This is a genomic window from Bradyrhizobium sp. WCU1, from assembly GCF_053474805.1.
In genome coordinates this window covers 5,483,356-5,505,583 of record NZ_CM130280.1, presented here as the reverse complement: position 1 = coordinate 5,505,583, position 22,228 = coordinate 5,483,356, and the positions used below count along the sequence as shown (strand labels likewise).

Annotated in this window: 20 protein-coding genes; 11 read left to right on the top strand and 9 right to left on the bottom strand. The window is 65.1% G+C overall.

The window, feature by feature from the left end; genetic code table 11:
• Positions 1-7 precede the first annotated feature (7 nt).
• The 4 genes from ACTUWL_RS25405 to ACTUWL_RS25390 all read left to right on the top strand — a co-directional run bounded on the left by ACTUWL_RS25405 (position 8) and on the right by ACTUWL_RS25390 (position 2,917).
• Positions 8-421: a hypothetical protein gene (locus ACTUWL_RS25405; RefSeq protein ID WP_021077211.1), complete on the top strand. Its 414-nt coding sequence runs from the start codon at positions 8-10 to the stop codon at positions 419-421.
• A complete protein-coding gene (locus ACTUWL_RS25400) occupies positions 421-1,083 on the top strand; it encodes an OmpA family protein (RefSeq protein WP_021077212.1) in 663 nt (220 codons plus the stop codon). Before ACTUWL_RS25405 ends, ACTUWL_RS25400 begins: the two co-directional genes overlap by 1 nt.
• A gap of 152 nt (positions 1,084-1,235) precedes the next feature.
• Complete coding sequence (locus tag ACTUWL_RS25395; RefSeq protein WP_021077213.1) at positions 1,236-2,159, top strand: ABC transporter ATP-binding protein; 924 nt, start codon at positions 1,236-1,238, stop codon at positions 2,157-2,159.
• Entirely contained in the window at positions 2,156-2,917 is a 762-nt protein-coding gene (locus ACTUWL_RS25390; RefSeq protein WP_021077214.1) for an ABC transporter permease, read from the top strand. The genes ACTUWL_RS25395 and ACTUWL_RS25390 overlap by 4 nt, the downstream gene beginning before the upstream one ends.
• 103 nt (positions 2,918-3,020) lie before the next feature.
• Here ACTUWL_RS25390 and ACTUWL_RS25385 read toward each other — a convergent pair whose 3' ends face one another.
• Positions 3,021-3,350: a hypothetical protein gene (locus ACTUWL_RS25385; protein WP_021077215.1), complete on the bottom strand. Its 330-nt coding sequence runs from the start codon at positions 3,348-3,350 to the stop codon at positions 3,021-3,023.
• Between the two features lie 287 nt (positions 3,351-3,637).
• Here ACTUWL_RS25385 and ACTUWL_RS25380 point away from each other — a divergent pair, with 287 nt between their 5' ends.
• Together ACTUWL_RS25380 and ACTUWL_RS25375 are read left to right on the top strand one after the other, a co-directional pair.
• Positions 3,638-4,429 (top strand): L,D-transpeptidase, encoded by a 792-nt coding sequence (locus ACTUWL_RS25380; protein WP_021077216.1) that lies wholly within the window; start codon positions 3,638-3,640, stop codon positions 4,427-4,429.
• A 260-nt stretch (positions 4,430-4,689) separates the two neighbouring features.
• Positions 4,690-5,535 (top strand): alpha/beta hydrolase, encoded by an 846-nt coding sequence (locus tag ACTUWL_RS25375; protein ID WP_021077217.1) that lies wholly within the window; start codon positions 4,690-4,692, stop codon positions 5,533-5,535.
• Between the two features lie 48 nt (positions 5,536-5,583).
• On the opposite strand, the gene ACTUWL_RS25370 is transcribed toward ACTUWL_RS25375, so the two are convergent.
• Together ACTUWL_RS25370 and ACTUWL_RS25365 are read right to left on the bottom strand one after the other, a co-directional pair.
• The gene (locus ACTUWL_RS25370) at positions 5,584-6,081 is read right to left on the bottom strand and encodes a DUF308 domain-containing protein (RefSeq protein ID WP_106940285.1); all 498 of its coding nucleotides are present in this window, start codon (positions 6,079-6,081) and stop codon (positions 5,584-5,586) included.
• 53 nt (positions 6,082-6,134) lie between these two features.
• The gene (locus ACTUWL_RS25365) at positions 6,135-8,399 is read right to left on the bottom strand and encodes a spermidine synthase (protein WP_021077219.1); all 2,265 of its coding nucleotides are present in this window, start codon (positions 8,397-8,399) and stop codon (positions 6,135-6,137) included.
• Between the two features lie 241 nt (positions 8,400-8,640).
• On the opposite strand from ACTUWL_RS25365, the gene ACTUWL_RS25360 reads away from it, so the two are divergent.
• Complete coding sequence (locus tag ACTUWL_RS25360; protein ID WP_021077220.1) at positions 8,641-10,242, top strand: phytoene desaturase family protein; 1,602 nt, start codon at positions 8,641-8,643, stop codon at positions 10,240-10,242.
• Positions 10,243-10,493: 251 nt separating this feature from the next.
• On the opposite strand, the gene ACTUWL_RS25355 is transcribed toward ACTUWL_RS25360, so the two are convergent.
• Positions 10,494-10,658: a Flp family type IVb pilin gene (locus ACTUWL_RS25355; protein WP_021077221.1), complete on the bottom strand. Its 165-nt coding sequence runs from the start codon at positions 10,656-10,658 to the stop codon at positions 10,494-10,496.
• Between the two features lie 144 nt (positions 10,659-10,802).
• Here ACTUWL_RS25355 and ACTUWL_RS25350 point away from each other — a divergent pair, with 144 nt between their 5' ends.
• Positions 10,803-11,687, top strand: a complete 885-nt coding sequence (locus tag ACTUWL_RS25350) for a 50S ribosomal protein L11 methyltransferase (RefSeq protein ID WP_021077222.1) — start codon at positions 10,803-10,805, stop codon at positions 11,685-11,687.
• Entirely contained in the window at positions 11,684-12,190 is a 507-nt protein-coding gene (locus ACTUWL_RS25345; RefSeq protein ID WP_021077223.1) for a hypothetical protein, read from the top strand. Before ACTUWL_RS25350 ends, ACTUWL_RS25345 begins: the two co-directional genes overlap by 4 nt.
• Before the next feature lie 18 nt (positions 12,191-12,208).
• On the opposite strand, the gene ACTUWL_RS25340 is transcribed toward ACTUWL_RS25345, so the two are convergent.
• Positions 12,209-12,394, bottom strand: a complete 186-nt coding sequence (locus ACTUWL_RS25340; protein ID WP_021077224.1) for a hypothetical protein — start codon at positions 12,392-12,394, stop codon at positions 12,209-12,211.
• Positions 12,395-12,581: 187 nt separating this feature from the next.
• Between ACTUWL_RS25340 and ACTUWL_RS25335 the strand changes: the two genes are divergently transcribed.
• The gene (locus tag ACTUWL_RS25335) at positions 12,582-14,411 is read left to right on the top strand and encodes an aminopeptidase P family protein (protein ID WP_021077225.1); all 1,830 of its coding nucleotides are present in this window, start codon (positions 12,582-12,584) and stop codon (positions 14,409-14,411) included.
• A 279-nt stretch (positions 14,412-14,690) separates the two neighbouring features.
• Complete coding sequence (locus ACTUWL_RS25330) at positions 14,691-15,983, top strand: multidrug effflux MFS transporter (protein ID WP_021077226.1); 1,293 nt, start codon at positions 14,691-14,693, stop codon at positions 15,981-15,983.
• Between the two features lie 70 nt (positions 15,984-16,053).
• Here the strand turns inward: ACTUWL_RS25330 and ligA are convergent, their stop codons facing one another.
• From ligA to lpxC, 4 genes are all read right to left on the bottom strand, one after another.
• Entirely contained in the window at positions 16,054-18,207 is a 2,154-nt protein-coding gene (gene ligA, locus ACTUWL_RS25325; RefSeq protein WP_021077227.1) for an NAD-dependent DNA ligase LigA, read from the bottom strand.
• A gap of 7 nt (positions 18,208-18,214) precedes the next feature.
• The gene (recN, locus tag ACTUWL_RS25320; RefSeq protein ID WP_021077228.1) at positions 18,215-19,885 is read right to left on the bottom strand and encodes a DNA repair protein RecN; all 1,671 of its coding nucleotides are present in this window, start codon (positions 19,883-19,885) and stop codon (positions 18,215-18,217) included.
• 13 nt (positions 19,886-19,898) lie between these two features.
• On the bottom strand, positions 19,899-20,807 hold the full coding sequence (locus ACTUWL_RS25315; protein WP_021077229.1) for an outer membrane protein assembly factor BamD: 909 nt from the start codon (positions 20,805-20,807) through the stop codon (positions 19,899-19,901).
• A gap of 318 nt (positions 20,808-21,125) precedes the next feature.
• Positions 21,126-22,088: a UDP-3-O-acyl-N-acetylglucosamine deacetylase gene (gene lpxC / locus ACTUWL_RS25310; RefSeq protein WP_021077230.1), complete on the bottom strand. Its 963-nt coding sequence runs from the start codon at positions 22,086-22,088 to the stop codon at positions 21,126-21,128.
• Positions 22,089-22,228: the final 140 nt, after the last annotated feature.

Sequence of the window (22,228 nt, the reverse complement as noted above, 5' to 3'; positions counted from 1 at the left end):
TGGCCCCATGGTCCGGGGTGGGTTTTTCCTTTTTGTCGTCGCGCTCACTGCGCCGTCGCTGGCGGTCGCGGAGACGCTCAGCTTTGGCGATTCGGCAGCCGCACTCGCCAAGGCCTGCGGCGCAGACATCACCGCCAACTGCCGCGGCGTCAACCTCGACTCCAACCGCCTTAAGGAATGCCTGTCGCGCAACCGCGACGTGATCTCGCCGACCTGCAAGGAGAGCTACTTCTCCACCCTCGATGCGATCCAGAAGCGGATCGCGGCGCGCGTGACGGTTGCCAATGCCTGCACCCGCGAGATCGTCAAGGTGTGCGGCGGCTCGACCAAGGAGACCAGCAAATCGGTGCCCTGCCTGGTCGCCGCCAAGGGCCTCAGCCGCAATTGCGCCCAGGCGATCAATGACGCGGGGTATCAGTGATGCGCCGAGGCCTGCGCGATCTCGGCCTGCTCGGCACGCTGGTCTTGCTGGCGATGCCGCTCGCGCATGCGCAGACCGCGATCACGCGCGATGACGTCATCGCCAAGCTGGATCATTTCGAGACGGCTGCCGAGATCGACGTTCCCGCGCTGCGCCAGCAGGTGCTCGAACGATCACGCTCGCGTTCGAAGAACGAGCCGCCGCCGTCGAAGCGGCCACCGATCGCCCCCGACCTGAACAACCTGCCGGCATTCAATGCCGACATCCAGTTCGACGTCGACACGCCGATCGTGCTGCCGAATTCCTATCAGACCGTCGGGCGTATCGCCGATGCGCTGACGCACGCCTCGCTATTGCCGTACACCTTCCTGATCGTCGGTCACATCGAATCGACCGGCCGGCGCGAGAACAACGTGATCCTGAGCCAGCGGCGGGCCGACGCGATCCGCGACATTCTGGTCAACACCTTCAAGATCGCGCCCAAGCGCCTGCAATCGGTCGGGCTTGGCGAAGAGCAGTTGCTCGATCCCACCCGCATCAATGCGCCAGTCAACAACCAGGTGCAGATCATGCTGGTCGCGAAGGTCGCTGACGAGCCCGCCGCGCACCCAGCCCCGGCGGCGGCGGCCAAGAAGCCGCCGAAATCAATGAAGAAGCGTTGAGGCGACTTTTCCGCCACACCACAGCACGAATTTTCTGTCCGGCCGGGTGATTGCAGAACGGATTATACGTCCCTATCTGCGCTTGACCCTCACTCCGCCCCGCCGGCCCCGATCCGCGTCGGCCATCCCTCCCTCACGCCTCCGACGCTTTCATGTCGCCGATCATCTCCGTTTCCAATCTCTCGAAGACCTACGGCTCCGGCTTCAAGGCGCTGAAGGGCATCAATCTCGATATCAACCGCGGCGAGATCTTCGCGCTGCTCGGGCCGAACGGCGCCGGCAAGACCACGCTGATCAGCATCATCTGCGGCATCGCCAATCCGAGCCAGGGCACGATCAGGATCGGCGGCCACGACATCATCAGGGATTATCGCGCGGCAAGGTCGATGATCGGGCTGGTTCCACAGGAACTGCACACCGACGCGTTCGAATCGGTATGGGCGACCGTCAGCTTCAGCCGCGGCCTGTTCGGCAAGCCGAAGAACCCCGCTCATATCGAGAAGGTGCTGCGCGACCTGTCGCTGTGGGACAAGAAGGACAACAAGATCATCACGCTGTCCGGCGGCATGAAGCGCCGCGTGATGATCGCGAAGGCGCTGTCGCACGAGCCGCAGATCCTGTTCCTCGACGAGCCGACCGCAGGCGTCGACGTCGAGTTGCGCAAGGGCATGTGGGAGGTGGTCCGCACGCTGCAGGCGTCCGGCGTCACCATCATCCTGACCACGCACTACATCGAGGAAGCCGAGGAGATGGCCGACCGCATCGGCGTCATCAACAAGGGCGAGATCATCCTGATCGAGGACAAGGCGACCTTGATGCAGAAGCTCGGCAAGAAGGAGCTGACGCTGCAATTGCAGAACAAGCTCGACGCCATTCCGCCGGCGCTCGCCGCCTACAATCTCGAACTGTCCGACGACGGCCACGCAGTGACCTACGACTACGACACCAAGGGCGATCGCACCGGGATCACCAGCCTGCTCAACGATCTCCGCAACGCCGGCATCCGCATCTCCGACCTCGACACCAGGCAGAGCTCCCTCGAAGACATCTTCGTCAGCATCGTGAGGGCGCCATGAACTATCGCGCGATCCGGGCGATCTATCTGTTCGAAATGGCGCGCACCTGGCGCACGCTGCTGCAGAGCATCGTCTCGCCCGTGGTCTCGACCTCGCTGTATTTCGTGGTGTTCGGCGCTGCGATCGGCTCGCGCATCACCGAGGTCGAGGGCGTCAGCTACGGCACCTTCATCGTGCCCGGCCTCGTGATGCTGTCGGTGCTGACACAGAGCATCTCCAACGCCTCGTTCGGCATCTACTTCCCGAAATTCGCCGGCACAATCTACGAGATCCTGTCGGCGCCGATCTCGTATTTCGAGATCGTGATCGGCTATGTCGGCGCGGCCGCCACCAAGTCGATCATTCTCGGCCTGATCATCCTGGCGACCGCCGGACTGTTCGTACCGCTGCATATCCAGCATCCGGTCTGGATGCTGACATTCCTGGTGCTGACCGCGGTCACCTTCAGCCTGTTCGGCTTCATCATCGGCATCTGGGCCGACGGCTTCGAGAAGCTGCAGATGATCCCGATGCTGGTGGTGACGCCGCTGACCTTCCTCGGCGGCAGCTTCTACTCGGTGAACATGCTGCCGTCGGGCTGGCGCACCATCACGCTGTTCAACCCGGTGGTCTATCTGATCTCCGGCTTCCGCTGGAGTTTCTACGAGATCGCCGATGTCAGCGTCGGGCTGAGCCTCGGCATGACCGCAGCGTTCCTGATCGCCTGCATGGTGATCGTGGCCTGGATCTTCAGGACCGGATATCGGCTGAAGAACTGAGACCCGTAGCCCGGATGAAGCGCAGCGCAATCCGGGACAGCCTCGCGGTTTGGCACCAGAGGCCCCGGATTTCGCTTGCGCTCCATCCGGGCTACGCACCAGCTCAATAGCAATGGAAATGGCCGTGGCGGTAATAGCCGCGGCAGCGATGGCCGCGGCGGTAGCCGCGATCCGGGATGCCGAACACGCCCTTGACCGCGCCCATGGCGCCACCGACGCCGGCGCCGACGGCGCCGCCAACCACGCCGCCCACCGGACCGGCGACCCGGTTGCCCTCGTAGGCGCCCTCGTGGGCCCCGCGGACGATGCCCTGGGCATGGCCCGCATGGGGGACAGCGGCCAGCGTCAAAGCGAGGCCAGCGGCTGCAAGCAGGAGCCGCGCGGAGAGGCCCGCTGGGTGGACGGCCGCGGTCTTAACTTTGCTGTTGTTCATCTGGGTTCCTTAAAGTGCGACGCGAATGCGTCGTCGGGGCGGGATTGTGAAACGCCCATGCGGCCAAATGGTTGCGTTCGGCGGTTCATCGGGGCTGTCGTCGCACCCTGCTCGCGAAAAAGTCAGCACGTCGTGACGGGCCCGCCCGGCTTCGGCCTTGTTTGCGCCGCGCGCGGGATTAACGATGCGCGAAGTCCGCGACTGGAACCAAGTTCGGATTCCGTGCATATTGGTTGCCGGGGACGGAGAGCCGCTGCTGCGACAGGCCTGGAGGCCAAGGTAATAAAATGCGTTCGTTCCTCATTGCGTTTACGTCCGTAATGCTGGTCACCGCCGGCGCCGCGCAGGCCAAGGTCGATATCACCATTGACAAGGACAACCAGCAGATGACCGTCGCGGTCGATGGCGTCGCGCGCTATCACTGGCCGGTCTCAAGCGGCATACCCTCGCGCGAAACGCCGAACGGCACCTTCCGCGCCTTCCGGATGGAAGAGGATCACTACTCCAAGGAATTCGACGACGCGCCGATGCCGCACTCGATCTTCTTCACCAAGATCGGCCACGCGATTCACGGCACCGATTCAGTGAGCCGTCTCGGCACGCCGGCCTCGCACGGCTGCGTGCGGCTGTCGCGCGACAACGCCTCGACGCTCTACGCGCTGGTCCAGAAAGAAGGTGTGCTCAACACCACGGTGACGCTGACCGGCTCGTCCCAGGTCGCGCTGGCGCGCAATCCGCGCGGGCGCAACGGCACCGCGGTCGCCCGCCGCGCGCCGCAGCAAGACGAGCAGTATGGCACTGCCGCCGCCGGCGACCCCGTCGTCCTGACCCCGCAGCCGCGCGAATATCCGGCGCAGGCTCGCGTCGACGACGGTTACATCTATCCGGCCGACGGCAGCTCGACCGCCCAGCGCTACCCGGCGCCGCCGTCGGCGCGCCGTGCCTACGGCGCGCAGGCCTATGGCCAGCAGCAATACTACGGCAACCAGGGCTACGCGCCGGCGCCACAGGTCTACTATCAGCCGCGGCCGAACTATCCGCGGCAGCGCGATTTCTACGGCAACAGCTATCAGGACTGAGACCGGCCCCTGATCCGTCGGTGGCGCCGTCACCCTGCGCCGTCGGTTCCCGAGGCCCCCTCACCCGCTTGTGAAGGCCTGGAAAGGCCCGTGCGGCCGTGCCCCGTGGCCCGTCGTCGCGCCGTCATCTGATTGTAAGATTAGCCCGATATTCGGCGGCAATCGTCGCCCGCCTGGCCTCGGAAGGCCGATTCACGCGGAATGCCCGCTGAAATCAGAGCGAGAGGCGCGCGTCACGAAGGCAGTATCAGAGGTCGGAAATGAAACGGGGCTTCGTTGTCCTTTGCCTGTGCATCGTGGCGATGGCCGGCTATTTCACGACGGACAGATGGGCGATCCGTCACGCGACGCTGACGTTCCACGACGTGCTGCGCGACGACCGCAACGTCACGGTCGAAGTCGCGGTCCGTCGCGACCGGCAGATGCAGGCCATGGCCGAGATGATCGAGCTGCCGGTCGCGATCCTCAGCCACGGCAACACCGTCAAGAACACCGAGTACTCGTTCCTCACCAACGTGTTCGCCTCGCGCGGCTACCTCGTGGTCAGCATTCAGCACGACCTCGACTCCGACGCCCCGATGGTGACCAAGGTCGGCGAGGAATATGTCGGCCGTCGCATGCAATATAATCGCGGCGTCTTCAACATCATGTATGCGATCGACGAGCTGAAGAAGCTGTATCCGAACGCAAACTATCGCGCGCTGACGCTGATCGGTCACTCGAACGGCGGCGACATCTCGATGTTCTTCGCCAAGCAGCATCCCGACCTGGTCAAGAAGGTCGTGACGCTGGACAATCTGCGCGTTCCCTTCATCACCGACAGCAAGATCAAGATCCTGTCGTTCCGTTCCAGGGATCCGGTGTTCAAGGCCGATCCGGGCGTCGTACCTGACGACGAGACCTGCGCCAGGCTCGGCATCAAGGTGGTCCGGACCCAATTCCACCACAACGACCTCAGCGACCGCGGCCCCGACAGCGCAAAGTCGTCGATCCAGGCCGGCGTCGAGCAATTCCTCGACGAGGATGCCGGCGAGACCACGCCGACGATGCCGCTGCTCGCCGCTTCGACGCCCGCCTCCGCGGCGACGGCACCGGAAAGAAAATAGCGATCGCGCTGACGTCGACGTGCGCTCGCCGGTGATGCCGGGCAACGCCTACGCACGCGCGCTGCGTTGCGCCCTGGCAACGAGCCAGATCGCCGAAAGCAGGAAATAGAACGCCCCGAAGCCCGCATAGGGAGCGACGTCGAGAATCGTCGGCGCTACGGTGCCGATCGATCGGCTGATCATGTAGCCGCCGGCAAGCGCCGACTGCGCGCCGCTCAGGATCATCGCCCATTGCGCGCCAACCTGACGCCAGCGCCTGACGCCGGTGGCGAGTTGCAGCACACCCGCGAGGATCGCCCAAACCCCGAACACCGCCAGAACGGCATAGGTGTCGCGGCCGATCGCCGCAATCACGGCGAGCGCCGTGATTGCACTGACCGCGACATTCAACGCTTGAGATGGGTTGGCGATCAACCCGCCGTTGACCCGCGCATCAGCCAGATTGGCGGTTGCGTCCCATGCCGGGTAGATCACGAGCAGGAACGCGGCGATGCCGGCGTGCCGGCTGAACAGAACCGCGGCGGCAACCCAGGCGATCGAGAAGATCGCGCGCCCAAAGCGCGATGACGATTCGACCCAATCTCATCGCGCTTTAGCGCCTACTGCTCGCCGTCGCGCAGGCGCCGGTAGACTGCGCCCAGCACGTTCGAATAGTCGTCGGTCCAGACCCGCTGCTTCTCGTTGGCATCGGTCTCGGTCCAGACATCTGACGAGGCGAGCCTGCCGACGTCCGCTTCATCGCGCGCCGAGACCACGACCGAGGTCGAGAAGATGTACTCGTTGTCGCGGCCGGAATCCTCGCTGTAGACCCAGCTCTTCATGTCGTTGGCATCGGCGATGCCGACCACGACACTGGCCAATTCGAGATGGCGGTTCGAGACGTGCATCACGACCGCGCCCTGCGGCGCCAGCTTCTCCTTGTAGATCGCCATCGCCTCTTCTGTCGCGAGATGGATCGGGATCGCGTCCGACGAATAGGCGTCGACGATGATGAGATCGTAGACGCCGTCCGGCTCCTTGGCGAAGGTCAGCCGCGCGTCGCCGATCACCGGCTTCAGGTTCGGCTCGCAATTCTGGATGTAGGTGAAGTATTTCGGGTCGCGCGCGGTATCGACCATCGACTGGTCGATCTCGAAGAATTTCCAGTCCTCGCCCGGCTGCGAGGCGCAGGTCAGCGTGCCCGAGCCGAGCCCGATTACCGCGACTTTCAGCGGCGCACCCTTGCGCTCGCGGATCGCCGTGATCGCCCGCCCGATGCCGCCGTCCTTGTGGTAGTAGCTGATCGGTTCGGGCCGCCCGGTCACCGGCGTGCCGTCGTCGTTCTTGAACTTCTCGGCGCCGTGGATCGTGGTGCCGTGCATCAGCACGTGATACTGCCCGTTCGGCGTCACCACGATCTTGTGCACGCCGAAGAAGCTGCGCACGGTCTCGACGCGGCCGTCGTCGGACGGATAGGCGCGCAGCACCACCAGCGCGACCACGACGGTTGCGAATATCTTCCGGCGATTTGCGTTCAGCGCAAGCGCGAGCAGCGCCGAGAGCACGCCGACCGCGCCGATCACCCACACCCGGTGGTCGTCGAACCAGTTGAAGATGTCGCCGGCCGAATAGCTCGGCGCGATCAGCGCGACCGCCAGCACCGCGAGGAACGGCCAGTACCAGGCGCTCCAGCGCGGCAGCCGCTCCGCGCCCCCGGGCGGACGGCACAGCGCCGCCAGCGCCAGCAGGATCGGATATTCAGCGATCCATGAGAAGGTGAACGGCGCGATCAGCCCCGCGAACAGGCCGCCGACCATGCCGCCGAACGACAGCGCGACGTAGAAGCCGGTGAGGTATTTCGCGGCGGGACGGGTGCGCGCGAGCTCGCCATGACAGGCCATCGCGATGATGAAGAAGCAGAGCTGATGGCCGCCGAGCGTCAGCAGCAGATTCTGCTCGCCACCGACCGCGAGCAGGATCACGACGCCGGCGATCGCCAGCGGCTGTGCCAACAGCATCCATTTGTGCGGCAGCAGCGGCCGCGACTGGAACACCAGCACCCAGGTCAAAAGATATAACGACAGCGGCAACACCCAGAGCAATGGCGCCGCCGCGACGTCGGTCGAGATATGCGCCGTCACTGCGATCAGGAGGCCCGATGGCACCGCGGCAAGGAAGATCCAGCGCGCCCGCAGGCCCCAGGACGGTGCCGGCGCATCGGCGTCATCAACCTGCATGTTGAGCACGCCTGCATTGGCCGGCGACCGCAACAACAGCACGCCGCAACCTGCGATCAAAAGAATCAGCAGGCCATAGCCGCCGGTCCAGATCAGGTTCTGGGTGCGCAACGTGAACATCGGCTCGAGCAGCACCGGATAGGACAACAGCGCCAGGAAGCTGCCGATGTTCGAGGACGCATAGAGGAAGTACGGGTCGGGCCCGCTGGGGTGGCCGGTGCGCACGAACCAGGCCTGCAGCAGTGGATTGTTGGCGGCAAGCGCGAAGAACGGCAGGCCGATCGAGACCGCGAACAGGCCGAGCAGCCACACCGCATAGCCCGAGGTCGGCGGCTCGCCCCAGCCGCTCCTGATCGAGAGCGGCAAGGTCAGCAGCGCGACGACGAGCAGCACCAGATGCACCGCGATCGGCACGACACGGCGCTTCAGCTTCATCAACAGATGCGCATAGGCGTAGCCTGCGAGCAGCAGCGACTGGAAGAACACCATCGCCACCGACCACACCGCCGGCGAGCCGCCGAGCCGCGGCAGCACCATCTTGGTGAACAGCGGCTGCACCGAGAACAGCAATAGCGCGCTGACGAAGATCGCGGCGGTGTAGACAACCAGCACCAGCCGGTTTCGCGAGGCGGACGGCTCAGACGTCATGAAGGCTCCGGCATGGACCCGGCGGGCGCCGGAGGCGGACGGCCCGGCGCCACCGCACCGGGGATTTGAATTGAGCATAAGGCAGTATCACGGACAAGAAACCGCGGTCACGTGGACTTGACGACGCGGCGCTGCAGCGCCACAGCACATTGGATCTTTCGGGTTTGAGGGCGCTATCGTTTCGATAATCCGGTTTCCGCTTTTGCGGATCATGCTCTAATCACTGCTTGTTGAAGCGGACATGAACAAAACAGACGTCGTCATCATCGGTGCGGGGCATAACGGCCTCACCTGCGCGGCCTATCTCGCGATGGCAGGGCTGCGGGTGAAGGTCGTCGAGCGCCGCAAGGTGGTCGGCGGCGCCGCCGTCACCGAAGAGTTTTGCCCGGGCTTCCGCAATTCGGTCGCCGCCTACACGGTGAGCCTGCTCAACCCGCAAATCATTTCCGACCTGAAACTTGCCGATCACGGTTTGCGGATCGTCGAGCGCCGCGCGCAGAACTTCCTCCCCGCGCCCGACGGCAGCCATCTGCTGACCGGCGAAGGCCGCACCCAGCAGTCGGTCGCGAAACTGAGTCCGCACGATGCCGCCGCCATCGGCGCGTTCTCGGGGGAACTCGAAGCCATCGCCGACGTGCTGCGGCAGTTCGTGCTGCGCGCGCCGCCGAACCTCGTCGAGGGCTTTGGCATCGGCGCAATCAGCGAAGTCTTCAACGCGCTCGGCACCGCCAACATCCTGCGGCGGCTGTCGCTGGAGCAGCAGCGCAATCTGCTCGACCTGTTCACGCGCTCGGCCGGCGAGATGCTCGACGAGCGTTTCGATAACGACCTCGTCAAGGCGCTGTTCGGCTTCGATGCCATTGTCGGCAACTATGCGAGCCCCTACGCCGCCGGCTCGGCCTATGTGATGCTGCATCATGCGTTCGGCGAGGTGAACGGCAAGAAGGGGGTCTGGGGCCACGCGATCGGCGGCATGGGCGCGATCACCCAGGCGATGGCACGTGCCGCGCGCAGCCACGGCGTCGAGATCGAAACCGATGCCCCCGTCCGCGAGGTGATCGTCGAAAATGATCGCGCCACGGGCGTTATCCTCGACAGCGGCGAGACGGTTCGCGCCAAATATGTCGTCTCCAACGTCAACCCGAAACTGCTCTACACGCGCCTGGTGCCGGAGGGCGCATTGGCGGGCGAATTCCGCACCCGCATCTCGCGATGGCAGAACGGGTCCGGCACGTTCAGGATGAACGTGGCGCTGAGCGCCCTGCCCTCGTTCACCGCGCTCCCAGGCCCCGGCGATCACCTCACCGCGGGGATCATCATCGCGCCCAGCCTCGGCTACATGGATCGCGCCTGGCGCGATGCGCGCGAATTCGGCTGGAGCCGCGCGCCGGTCGTCGAGCTGCTGATCCCATCGACGCTCGACGACAGCCTGAGCCCGCCGGGCCAGCATGTCGCGAGCCTGTTCTGCCAGCACGTCGCGCCGCAACTGCCCGGCGGCAAATCATGGGACGACCATCGAGACGAGGCCGCCGATCTGATGATCGCAACCGTCGACCGCTACGCGCCCGGCTTCGCGGGCTCCGTGATCGGCCGCCAGATCCTGTCGCCGCTCGATCTCGAACGGCAGTTCGGCCTTCTCGGCGGCGACATCTTTCACGGCGCGCTGACGCTGAACCAGTTGTTCTCGGCGCGGCCCATGCTCGGCCATGCCGACTACCGCGGGCCGCTCCGCGGCCTCTACCATTGCGGTTCCGGCGCCCATCCGGGCGGCGGGGTCACCGGCGCGCCCGGCCACAACGCCGCGCGGGCCATCCTGGCCGACCATCGCGCGCTGTTCGCCTGACGCGGACCGCGCCGTCAGACTGTGGACATATCTGTCGAGAAGCTGTGGATCGACCGTGGTCAGATCTGGTGTCCCATGGCGGCAAAGCCGGTGGACATCCCGGTGGACAGCCTGTGGAACAGAGGCCGATAACCGCGGGACGACGCGCTTGATGACTTGTCGATAAGCTGCGCAAAACCCGGTGGACAACCTGTTAAAGAAAAACACCGGGCGTCACTGCCCGGTGCTTGCTTGAGAACGCCGCCTGCGAATTACTCGAGCGAACCTGCGATCGTGCTGGACGTTCCGCTCAAATTCGTGCCGATGCCATTCACCGCAGCGATGATGGCGAGGGCGATGCCGGTCGCGATCAGCCCGTATTCGATGGCGGTTGCGCCGGAGTCGTCGTCCAAATGCCTAACAAGAATAGCCCTCATTGCAGCCCTGCGCTTGGTTGTGATGCCCTGGGACGAGGGATACTGCGGTACCTAAGGTTGTTTGAATCGGGACCCTATCAGTTCTCGCGAAACTCGATTGAAATCCGGTTGAACTTTTAGCAAAAATCGCGCTAACGGCCTGCAATGACCCCATCCACACACCGCGCCAGCGTCACCCTGTCAGACGAGACGACCGCAAAGCGCGTCGTCGATGCGCTTTCCGAGCTCTTCTTCGAGGATCAGGCGGCATTTGCGGCCTTCGAGCGGCCGGATGGCCGCTGGGACGTCACGGTCCATTTTGCTGAACCGCCCGACCAGGCCTTGCTGCGCGAGTTGGTCGGCCAGGTCGTGCGGCCGGACATCGCATCGACTTTGGTCTTTGACACCATCGAGGCAAAGGACTGGGTCAAGGCCAGCTTGGAGGACCTGGTCCCGGTCGCGGCCGGCCGTTTTGTCGTCCACGGTCAGCATGACCGGCACAGGATCCCCCCCAACAAGCTCGGGATCGAGATCGAGGCGGCGCTGGCCTTCGGCACCGGTCATCACGGCACCACGCGCGGCTGCCTGCTGCTGCTCGACCACGTGCTGAAGGCCTATCAGCCGCGCCGGGTGCTCGATCTCGGCACCGGCACCGGCGTGCTCGGGATTGCCGCCGCCAAGGCGCTGCACGGCAAGGTGCTGGCGAGCGACATCGACCCGCCGTCGGTCAAGGTCGCCGAGGAGAACGCCTGGCTGAACGGCGCAGGGCATCTGGTGGACGTGATCCGTGCCACCGGCTTTGCCGCACCGCGCTTTGCCGCGGACGGGCCGTTCGATCTGGTGCTCGCCAACATCCTCGCCAACCCGCTGCGCCAGCTGGCGGGACCGATGGCGCAGCACCTCGCGTCGTCGGCGCAGGTCATTCTATCGGGCCTGCTGACCCACCAGGCGCCGGCGGTGATCGCCGCCTACCGCGCCCGCGGGCTGGTGCCGCTGCGGCATCTGAAGATCGAGGGCTGGAGCAGCCTGCTGTTACGCAGGGTCAAATGACCGCCCCCGGCAGACAGTGCGGCGACTGCACGCTCTGCTGCAAGGTGATGGCGATCGAAGAGCTGGCGAAGCCGGCCAGCGCATGGTGTCCGCATTGCGAGCCGGGGCGCGGCTGCCGGATCTATCCGGACCGGCCGGTGGAATGCCGCTCGTTCAGTTGCGTCTGGCTGGTCAACGAACTGCTGGAGGAGCACTGGAAGCCCTCGAGATCGAAACTTGTGCTCACCACCTCCGAAGACGGTCTCGAGGTCCGGTGCGATCCGGGATTCCCGGACGCCTGGCGCAGGGAGCCGTTTCGGAGCGAGTTGAGAGAATGGGCGGTCTCAGGCGAGACGCTCGACATGACCGTCGTCGTCATCGTCGGCCAGCGCATGACGCTGCTGACGCCGGAGTGCGAATTCGATCTCGGTATCGTCGGCCCCGATGAGCGGATCGTGCGCGAGCTCGATGGCACCAAGGTGGTCAACGCGACCGTGGCCAAGGCCTCGGACCTCGATCAATAAACGCGTTCTGCAGGCTGGCTACTTCGGCGTGACTGAATCGCGGCTGGTCGTCCCGACCTTGTCCCGAGCGGCCGCGCGCCGCGCACGCGCCTCGACAAAACGGTCGAGCATCTGGACGATGACGCCACGTTGCTTCTGCTCGATCGGTGCGATCGGGCCGCGGCGGACCGGCGGCGAAATCTTCTCAAACGTGAATGCAGGCATCGTGCATCTCCTCACCGTTGAGTTGAGACACTCCTGGACACTCCCCGTACGCTTGACCGGCGACGGTGGACATCGTCCGGTCACTTCCACTATGCCATGATTCAAGCATAAGTAATGCTGAAAATGTGGTCATGCCCCAGCGCGTCGGCGCGAAGATCATGCTGCATCCGGAGAGAGTGCAAAGGCGATGTTCGAAGCCCATTTCCAGACTTTCGAAGAACCCGAAGGCGGCGTTGCGCTGGCCGCACGGCTAAGCGCGCTGCGTGAGGAACTGGCGCGGCACAAGCTGACCGGATTCGTGGTTCCACGCGCCGACCAGCAGCAGAACGAGTACGTCGCAGCGTCGGAGGAACGGCTCGCCTGGCTGACCGGCTTCACCGGATCGGCCGGGCTCGCGATCGTGCTGGCCAAGGAAGCCGCCCTGTTCGTCGACGGCCGCTACACGCTGCAGGCCGGCAAGCAAGTCGACGCCAAGGCCTGGCAGGTCGAGCCGCTGGTCGAGCCGCCGCCGGAGCACTGGCTGACGAGGCATCTATCGGCCGGCGACCGCCTAGGATTTGACCCGTGGCTGCACACTTCTGCGGCAGTTGAACGGCTGACGGCGGCCTGCACCAAGGCCGGTGCCGAGCTGGTCGCCGTCGACGGCAACCCGGTCGATACGATCTGGCACGAGCGGCCGGCACCGCCGCTCGGCCCGGTTTCGATCCACGGCGCGCAATTCTCCGGCGAGATCGAGGCCGAGAAGCTGAAGCGCATCCGGCTCGAGATCAACAAGCTCGGCGTCGATGCGCTGGTGCTCTCCGACAGCCACGCGGTGGCCTGGACCTTCAACATCCGTGGCGCCGACGTCTCCCATACGCCGCTGCCGCTGTCCTACGCGCTGGTGCCGAAGGAAGGCCGGCCGCTGGTGTTCATCGATCACCGCAAGCTGTCCAACTCTGCGCGCGACCATCTCGAGCAATCCGCCGATGTCGAGGAACCGGCGGCGCTGACCGCGAAGCTCAGCGAGCTTGCCAAGCGCGGCGCCTCGATCGCGCTCGACGGCGCGACCGCGGCGGACGCCCTGAGCCGCCTGATCGCGGGCGCCGGCGGCAAGCCGGTGCGCGGCAACGATCCGGTCAGCCTGCTCAAGGCGGTCAAGAACCTCACCGAGATCGAAGGCACCCGCACCGCGCACCAGCGCGACGCCGTGGCGCTGACGCGCTTCCTTGCCTGGATCGACCGCGAGGCGCCCGCAGGCCACCTCACCGAGATCGACACCGTCGAGGCCTTGGAGACGTTCCGCCGCCAGACCGGCGCGCTGAAGGACGTCTCGTTCCCGACCATCGCCGGCACCGGGCCGAACGGCGCCATCGTGCATTATCGCGTGACGCGCAAGACCAACCGCCGCATCGTGCCCGGCGATCTCCTGCTGATCGATTCCGGCGCGCAATATCAGGACGGCACCACCGACGTCACCCGCACCATCGCGATCGGCAGCCCGACCGCAGAGATGCGCGATCGCTTCACCCGCGTGCTGCGCGGCCATATCGCGATCGCTCGCGCGATCTTCCCCGACGGCACCACCGGCGCGCAGCTGGACAGCTTCGCGCGGCAATATCTCTGGCAGGCCGGGATCGATTTCGAGCACGGCACCGGCCACGGCGTCGGCAGCTATCTCAGCGTCCATGAAGGGCCGGCGCGAATCTCCAAGCTCGGCACCACGCCGCTGAAGCGCGGCATGATCCTGTCCAACGAGCCCGGCTACTACAAGACCGACGCCTACGGCATCCGGATCGAGAACCTCGAACTCGTGATCGGCACCGACATTGCCGGCGCCGAGAAGCCGGTCAACGCCTTCGAGACGCTGACCTTGGCGCCGATCGATCGCCGCCTGATCGAGGTGAGCATGCTGAGCGAAGGCGAGTTGAACTGGCTCAACGATTACCATGCCCGCGTCGCACGCACGGTGCGCCCGCATCTCGACGACAACGCCACCAAGCTGTGGCTCGACGAGGCTACGGCGCCGCTGAGGTAGCTGGCACGCGAGCATCCACATGTTCGACGTCGTCCCGGCGAAGGCCGGGACCCATAGCCACAGCTATCTGCCGTTGCATGACGCTGGGGCCACAGCGCGCTTCAGCAATGCACGCCTGTGGTTATGGGTCCCGGCCTTCGCGGGGACGACGGTGTGCTTGTTGCGCGGGACGAAACATCGCCGCGGCGTCACCCGAAATGCATGGGCGTATGCCGAAACACCCGTATTCCGCGCGAACGGCCACGCTACAGTCGTTCCACAATGCGGAAACGGACCTGAATGCACGGCGTGATGGGCAAGCCGCGCGGCGCGGCGCAAGACAACATCAAAGACAACAACATCGCGACCTCGAAGGTCATGCTGCTGATGCTCGTCGTGATGACGGGCGTCGCGCCGATCTCGCTCTATATGCTGGTGCCGGCGCTGCCGGTGCTGGCGACCGATTTCGGCCGCGACATTTCCATCGCGCAGATGACCGTGTCGCTCTACATGGTCGGCATCGCGCTGTCGCAGCTGATCATGGGGCCGCTGTCCGACAAGTTCGGCCGCCGGCCGGTGCTGCTCGCGGGCCTCGGCCTGATGGTCGTGGCCGGCATCGGCTCGCTGTTCGCCGAAACCCTGCCGCAACTGATCGCGGCGCGCTTCTTCCAGGCGCTCGGCGGCGCCAGCGGCATGGTGATCAGTCGCGCCATCATCCGCGATCTCTATCCGCGCGAGCGGGTCGGCGCCATGATCAGCCTCGTGGTCGCCGCGCTGATGATCGCGCAGATGGTGAGCCCGCTGACCGGCGGTCTGCTGGAGACCGCTTTCGGCTGGCGCGCGATCCTCTATCTCATCACCGCGGCGTCGCTGACCGTGACCATCTTCATCGCGCTGGCACTGCCCGAAACCCGCCGCGACCGCGCCGACAGCTCGAGCTTCCGCAACGACCTCGGCAAGCTGATCCGAAGCCGCGCGTTCGTCGGCTATCTCCTGTGCCAGGTGCTGGCGTCGCAGATCATCTTCGCCTTCGCCGGCGGCGGCCCCTACATCGTGGTCACCCAGATGGGCCGCAGCAGCGCCGAGTATGGCGCATGGTTCGCGATGACCGGGTTCGGCTACTTCGTCGGCAATCTCTTGTGCGTGCGCTTCGCGCCGCGGCACTCATTGGAGAGGCTGATCTGGTTCGGCCTCGCGCTGCAGCTCGGCGGCAGCCTGTTGAACCTGATCTGGAGTTTCACTGGGGTAAACCAGGCGCCGCTCTGGCTGTTCGGCACCCAGATGATCGTGATGATCGCCAATGCCTTCGTGATGGCCAATTCGGCCGCCGGCGCCATCAGCATCCGGCCCGAAGCCGCCGGCACCGCCTCCGGCGCCATGGGCTTCCTGCAACAGGGCATCGGCTCGCTGATCTCGCAATTCGGCGCCTATCTCGGCGGCCATTCGACCACCACATTGCCGTTGACATCGGCGCTCTTTGCGATCTCGATCGCCTGCGCCTGCACCATGATCTTCGTGGTGCCGCGGCGCAACGTGGTGGTGAGCGAGGAGTTGATCGCGCAGGCCGAGGAAGATGAGCAGGGGATGATGTGACTGGCGCAATCGCGCCACGCCCTCCCTCGTCATCCCCCCGCGACAGCGGCAAGTGCGGCAGAGCCGCGCCTTACTCCTCGATCAGCTTCAGCCACTCGTCTTCGGTCAGCACCGCAACGCCGAGCTCGCGCGCCTTGGTCAACTTCGACCCGGCTTCCTCGCCGGCGACGACGTAGTCGGTCTTTTTCGACACCGAGCCGGCAACCTTGGCGCCGAGACGCTCGGCCATCGCCTTGGCTTCGTCACGGGTGAATTTGGTCAGCGACCCGGTGAACACCACGGTCTTGTCCGAGACCGGCGAGCTCTTGCGCGGCTGCTCGGCAGGCTTCACCTCGATCTGGCGCAGCAATTCGCCGAGCGCCTTGACGTTGCGCGGCTCGGCAAAGAACTCGACCACTGCGTCCGCAACGATCTCGCCGATGCCGTCGATGTCGTTGAGGTCCTGGTAGGCTTCGGTGGTGTTCTCTTCGTCCTGGCTGCCCTTGGCTGCGGCCAGCATCGCCTCACGGAAATTCTCGATCGTGTGGTAGTGCCGCGCCAGCAGCTTGGCGTTGCCCTCGCCGACATGGCGAATGCCGAGCGCAAAGATCAAGCGGTGCAGCTCGATATTGCGGCGCGCGTCGATCGCGTCGAACAGGTTGCGCACCGAGGTCTCGCCGTAGCCTTCGCGCTCCATCAATTTCGAGGTCGAACGCGCGTCCCGCTCGCGAAGGGTGAAGATGTCGACCGGCGACTTCACCAGCCCATCCTCGTAGAATTCCTGGATCTGCTTCTCGCCGAGACCATCGATATCGAAGGCGAGACGCGACACGAAATGCTTCAGCCGCTCGACCGCCTGCGCCGGACAGATCAGCGCGCCGGTGCAGCGACGCACCGCCTCGCCTTCCTCGCGGATCGCATGGCTGCCGCATACCGGGCAGGTGTCGGGAAACTTGTACGGCTTTGCACTCTTCGGCCGCTTGTCCAGAACGACGCCGACGACCTGCGGGATGACGTCGCCGGCGCGCTGCACCACGACGGTGTCGTCGATACGCAGATCGACGCCGTCCCGGATCGGATTTCCGTCGTTGCCGATCCCTTTGATGTAATCTTCGTTATGCAGCGTCGCATTCGACACCACGACGCCACCGACCGTGACCGGCTCCAGCCGCGCGACCGGCGTCATCGCGCCGGTGCGCCCCACCTGGATATCGATCCCCTTGAGAACAGTCGTTGCCTGTTCGGCGGCGAATTTGTGTGCGATGGCCCAGCGCGGGCTGCGCGACACGAAGCCGAGCCGCTCCTGCCAGTCGAGGCGGTCGACCTTGTAGACGACGCCGTCGATGTCGTAGCCGAGCGATGCCCGCTCCTCGCCGATCTTGTTGTAGAATTTCAAGACATCGTCGACGCTGTGGCAGAGCGTGATCAATGGATTGACCACGAAGCCTGCCTTGTGCATCCACTCCAGCATGCCGTGCTGGGTGTCGGCAGGCGGCTCGCTCATCTCGCCCCACGTATAGGCGAAGAATTTCAGCGGCCGTGACGCGGTGATCGAGACATCCTTCTGGCGCAGCGAACCCGCCGCCGAATTGCGCGGATTGGCAAAGATCGTGTCGTCGGCCGCAGCCTGCTTCTTGTTCAGCTCGAGGAAGTCCTTCTTGAGCATGTAGACTTCGCCGCGCATCTCGCAGGCGGCCGGGAAATTGCGGCCCTTCAGGCTGTGCGGAATGTCCTTGATGGTCCGGACATTGGCAGTGACATCCTCGCCAGTGAAGCCGTCACCACGGGTCGCTGCGCGGACCAGCTCGCCGTTTTCATAGCGCAGCGAGAGCGACAGACCGTCGATCTTCGGCTCGGCGACCAGCGCCGGAATGTGATCGGCATCGAGCTTGAGAAAGCGCCTAATGCGCTCGACGAACTCGGTGACATCTTCGTCGCTAAATGCGTTGCCGAGCGACAGCATCGGAACGACGTGCTGCACCTTGGCAAAGCCGCGGGCCGGCGCAGCACCGACAGTTTGCGTCGGTGAGTCCGTGGTGACGAGGTCGGGAAACTTCGCCTCGACCGCTTCCAAGCGGCGCCGCAGGGCGTCGTAGGCCGCGTCCGATACGGTCGGCGCGTCCTTCTGATAGTAGCGCTCGTTGTGTCCCTCGATCTCGAGCGAAAGCCGCATGTGCTCGACCTTGGCTTGCGCCTTGGTGAGCTTGTCGACGTCGACCAGCGCTTTCTTCGCCTTGGTGGCCATCGGCGAACTAGCTCGCCGCCCGGAGCAGCCGTTCCGCCGCGGCCCTCGCCTCGGCGGTGATCTCGGCGCCGGCCAGCATGCGCGCGATCTCTTCACGGCGATGGTCGGCAGCGAGCGCGTTGACGCGGGTGGCTACGCGCTTGCCCTTGTCGAGCGCATCCTTGGAGATCAACAGATGCTGGCTGGCGCGGGCCGCGACCTGCGGCGCATGGGTCACCGCCATCACCTGTACCTTGCCGGCGAGGCGCGACAGCCGCGAGCCGATCGCGTCCGCCACCGCGCCGCCGACACCGGTGTCGATTTCGTCGAACACCAAAGTCGGCGCCGAGCCGCGATCGGCCAGCACGACCTTCAGCGCCAGCAGGAAGCGCGACAGCTCGCCACCGGAGGCGACCTTCATCATCGGTCCCGGCTTGGTGCCCGGATTGGTCTGGACCCAGAACTCGACGCGGTCGATGCCCTCAGGCCCGGGCGCGGCGGCATTGGCCTCGACCTGGGTCATGAATTTCGCGCGCTCGAGCTTGAGCGGCGCGAGCTCGGCATTGACCGCCTTGTTGAGCTTCTCGGCCGCCTTGCTGCGCGCCGCCGATAGTTTTGCGGCCGCAGCAGCATAACGCTTGTCGGCCTCAGTGGCGGCCGCCTCCAGCTTTTTGAGCTGATCGGCGCCGGCATCGATCAGCGCGACGTCATTGGCGTATTGCGCCGCCAGCGCGGCCAGCAGATCCACCGGCGTCGAGTATTTGCGCGAGGCGGCGCGCAGCGCGAACAGCCGCTCCTCGATCCGCTCGAGCTCGGCCGGATCGAAATCAGTCGCCGCCAGCGCAGCGTGCAGATGCTGATCGGCTTCCTCCAGCGCATTGATCGCGATGTCGATTGCTTTCACGGCCGGCTCGATCAGTCCGGGCGCATTGGCGGCGCGCCGCTCCAGCCGGCGCACCGCGGCCGACAGCGCCGACACCGGCGAATGCGGTCCGCCGATAGCCTCCTGCGCCTCGCGCAGATCGGTCGCGACCTTCTCACCCTGCATCATGGTGGTGCGGCGGTTGGCGAGTTCGGTCTCCTCGCCCTCCTTCGGCGCCAGCGTCTTCAATTCCTGCGAGGCATGGCGCAGATAGTCGGCCTCACGCGCGGCGCGCTCCATCCCGGCGCGGTGCTCATCGAGCGCGGCACCGGCGGTCCGCCTGATATCCCATAGCGCTTCCAGCGTCACGACGTCCTTCTCGTGGCCGGCGAAGGCGTCGAGCAGCTGGCGGTGGGTGGAGGCGTCGACCAGCGCGCGCTCATCGTGCTGGCCGTGGATTTCGACCAGAACGGCGCCGACCGCCTTCAGGGTCTGCACGCTGATCGCCTGATCGTTGATGAAGGCGCGGGTGCGGCCATCGGCGAGCTGCACGCGGCGCAGGATCATCTCACCGGTGTCGTCGAGGCCGTTCTCGGCGAGGATTTTGGCCGCCGGATGCCCCTTGGGGACATCGAACATCGCGGTGACCTGCCCCTGCTCGGCGCCATGGCGCACCAGGCCGGCATCGCCGCGGCCGCCAAGCGCCAACGCAAAGGCATCGAGCAGGATCGATTTGCCGGCGCCGGTTTCACCGGTCAGCACCGCCAGGCCACGGGAAAATTCGATATCGAGCCGCTCGATCAGGACGATGTCACGGATCGACAGACGGGCCAGCATGCGAGGACAATTCCTAGCCGAGACCTATCTTCTTGAAGGTCCTGCTGATCCAGGATCCCTGATTCTCGCTCGGCTCGAGACCGCCGGACTTTACTAGATTATACGCGTCCTTGTACCAGCGGCTGTCCGGAAAATTGTGGCCGAGAACCGCGGCTGCGGTCTGCGCCTCGCCGGCGATACCGATCGCCATATAGGCCTCGGTGAGCCGGTAGAGCGCCTCTTCGACGTGACGGGTGGTCTGATACTGGGTGACCACGGTCTTGAAGCGGTTGATCGCGGCGGTGAAGTCGCGCTTCTCGATGTAATAGCGTCCGACCGCCATCTCCTTGCCGGCGAGTTGGTCGCGCGCAGCCTGGATCTTGTTCTTGGCCTGGGTGGCGTATTCGGAGGTCGGATATTTCCGCACCACCTCTTCGAGCGCCGCGATCGCCTTCTCGGTGCGGCTCTGGTCACGCGAGATGTCCGGGATCTGGTCGAAATGCGATGCCGCGATCAGGTACTGGGCGTAGGACGCGTCGGGGCTGCCGGGATGCAGCGTGACGTAACGGGTCGCCGAGCCGATGCAGCTGTCGTAGTCGCCGGCCTGGTAGTACGAATAGGCCGACATCAGCAGCGACTTGCGGGCCCAGTCCGAATAGGGATGCTGACGGTCGACTTCCTCGAACTTCTTCGAGGCCGCCTTCAGGTCCTTCTTCTCGTTCATCATGTACAAGCCCTCATTGTAGAGCTTGTCCGCGGGCTCATCGACGAACGTATCGTCCTTGGCCATGAACTTGTCCCACAGCGCGCCGGTGCCGCAGCCTGAGAGCGGCAGGGCCAGCACGATCAGGCCCGCAGCAAAACGCAGCGTGCGCGCGGCCTTGGTCAGGCCGGAGACGTCAGAAGAAGAGCGTGGTTCGAGCGCCATACGCATTGCCGACATGAATTGTAAAACCTGACGCCTTTGATGCGGTTAACGGCGACCCCACTTCACCCATGAACCGCGGTCATGGGTGTCATATCTCTCGTGCCGTTGGCGCCGTATCAAGGCAGCCGCCGGCCTGTTTAACCGAAAAATGACCGTGGACCAACCGAATACGGAGCCATTCCGCCGGGAATAAGGCGACCCGACGAAGCTCACAGTCTGCTGTGGTTATTACGGAAATTGGGCCGACCGCCTAGGCGATCAGGACTTGGGCGATCAGGACTTGGGCGATCAGGACTTGGGCGATCAGGACTTGGGCGATCAGGACTTGGGCGATCAGGACACGTCCGGGCCGTAGGCCGGGGCGACGAGGCCGCCCGCCATGCCGGCACCGGCCTCGACATGTCCGCGGACCGGCCGCCGCGCCGTCTCCGATTCGACCACGCGCCAGGCGCTGCGGTCAGCGAGCAGCGCCTTCAGCACCGCATTGTTGAGCTTGTGACCGCCCCGCACCGAACGATAGCTGCCGAGCAGCGGAAGGCCGGCCAGCGCGAGATCGCCGATCACGTCGAGCACCTTGTGGCGGGCGCACTCGTTGGCGTAGCGCAGCCCCTCGACGTTGAGCAGGCGGGCCTCGTCGAACACCACGGTGTTGTCGAAGGATGCGCCGAGCGCGAAGCCAGCGCCCCACAGCCGTGCCACGTCATTCATGCAGCCGAAGGTCCGGGCCCGCGCAACGTCGCGGCGGAAACCTTCTGGCGAAAGATCGAAGGAGTAGGTCTGGTGACCGATCACCTTGTTGGCGAAGTCGATCTCGACTTCGGCGCGGAACCCGCCGGCGAACGGACGAAGCTCGCCCATCGCATCGCCGATCTTGACCTGCACCGGCTTCAGCACCTGGATGAAGCGGCGGACGGCGGGCTGGGTCACAATGCCGGCCTGGTCGATGGCCGCAACAAACGCCGCAGCGCTGCCGTCCATGATCGGAACTTCCGACCCATCGATTTCGATCGTGGCGTTGTCAACGCCCATGCCGCGCAGCGCGGCCAGAACGTGCTCCGCGGTCGAGACCAGCGGCCCTTCGCGGTCACCCAGCACCGTCGCGAATTCGGTCGCGATCACAGCATCGGCAGTGGCGGTGACTTCGCGGTCTGCACCATCGAGACCGGTGCGGACAAAAATAAAACCCGCATCGACAGGTGCAGGTCCCAGCGTGAGACTAACAGGAAGACCGGAATGAACGCCTACGCCAGTCACGGTGGCTTGCGACCGAAGCGTTGTTTGACGGCTGAACTTCATTCGATAATGCCCACTACCCGACTTCGCTCAATTCAAGTGGCCAAACTTCCCCAAGGCCGACTCGCTTGAGCTCCCCAAGTCACGGCAGACCATAGTGATTTCCTAAACCGCGCCAACTCACGCTTCTTTACCGATTGTTA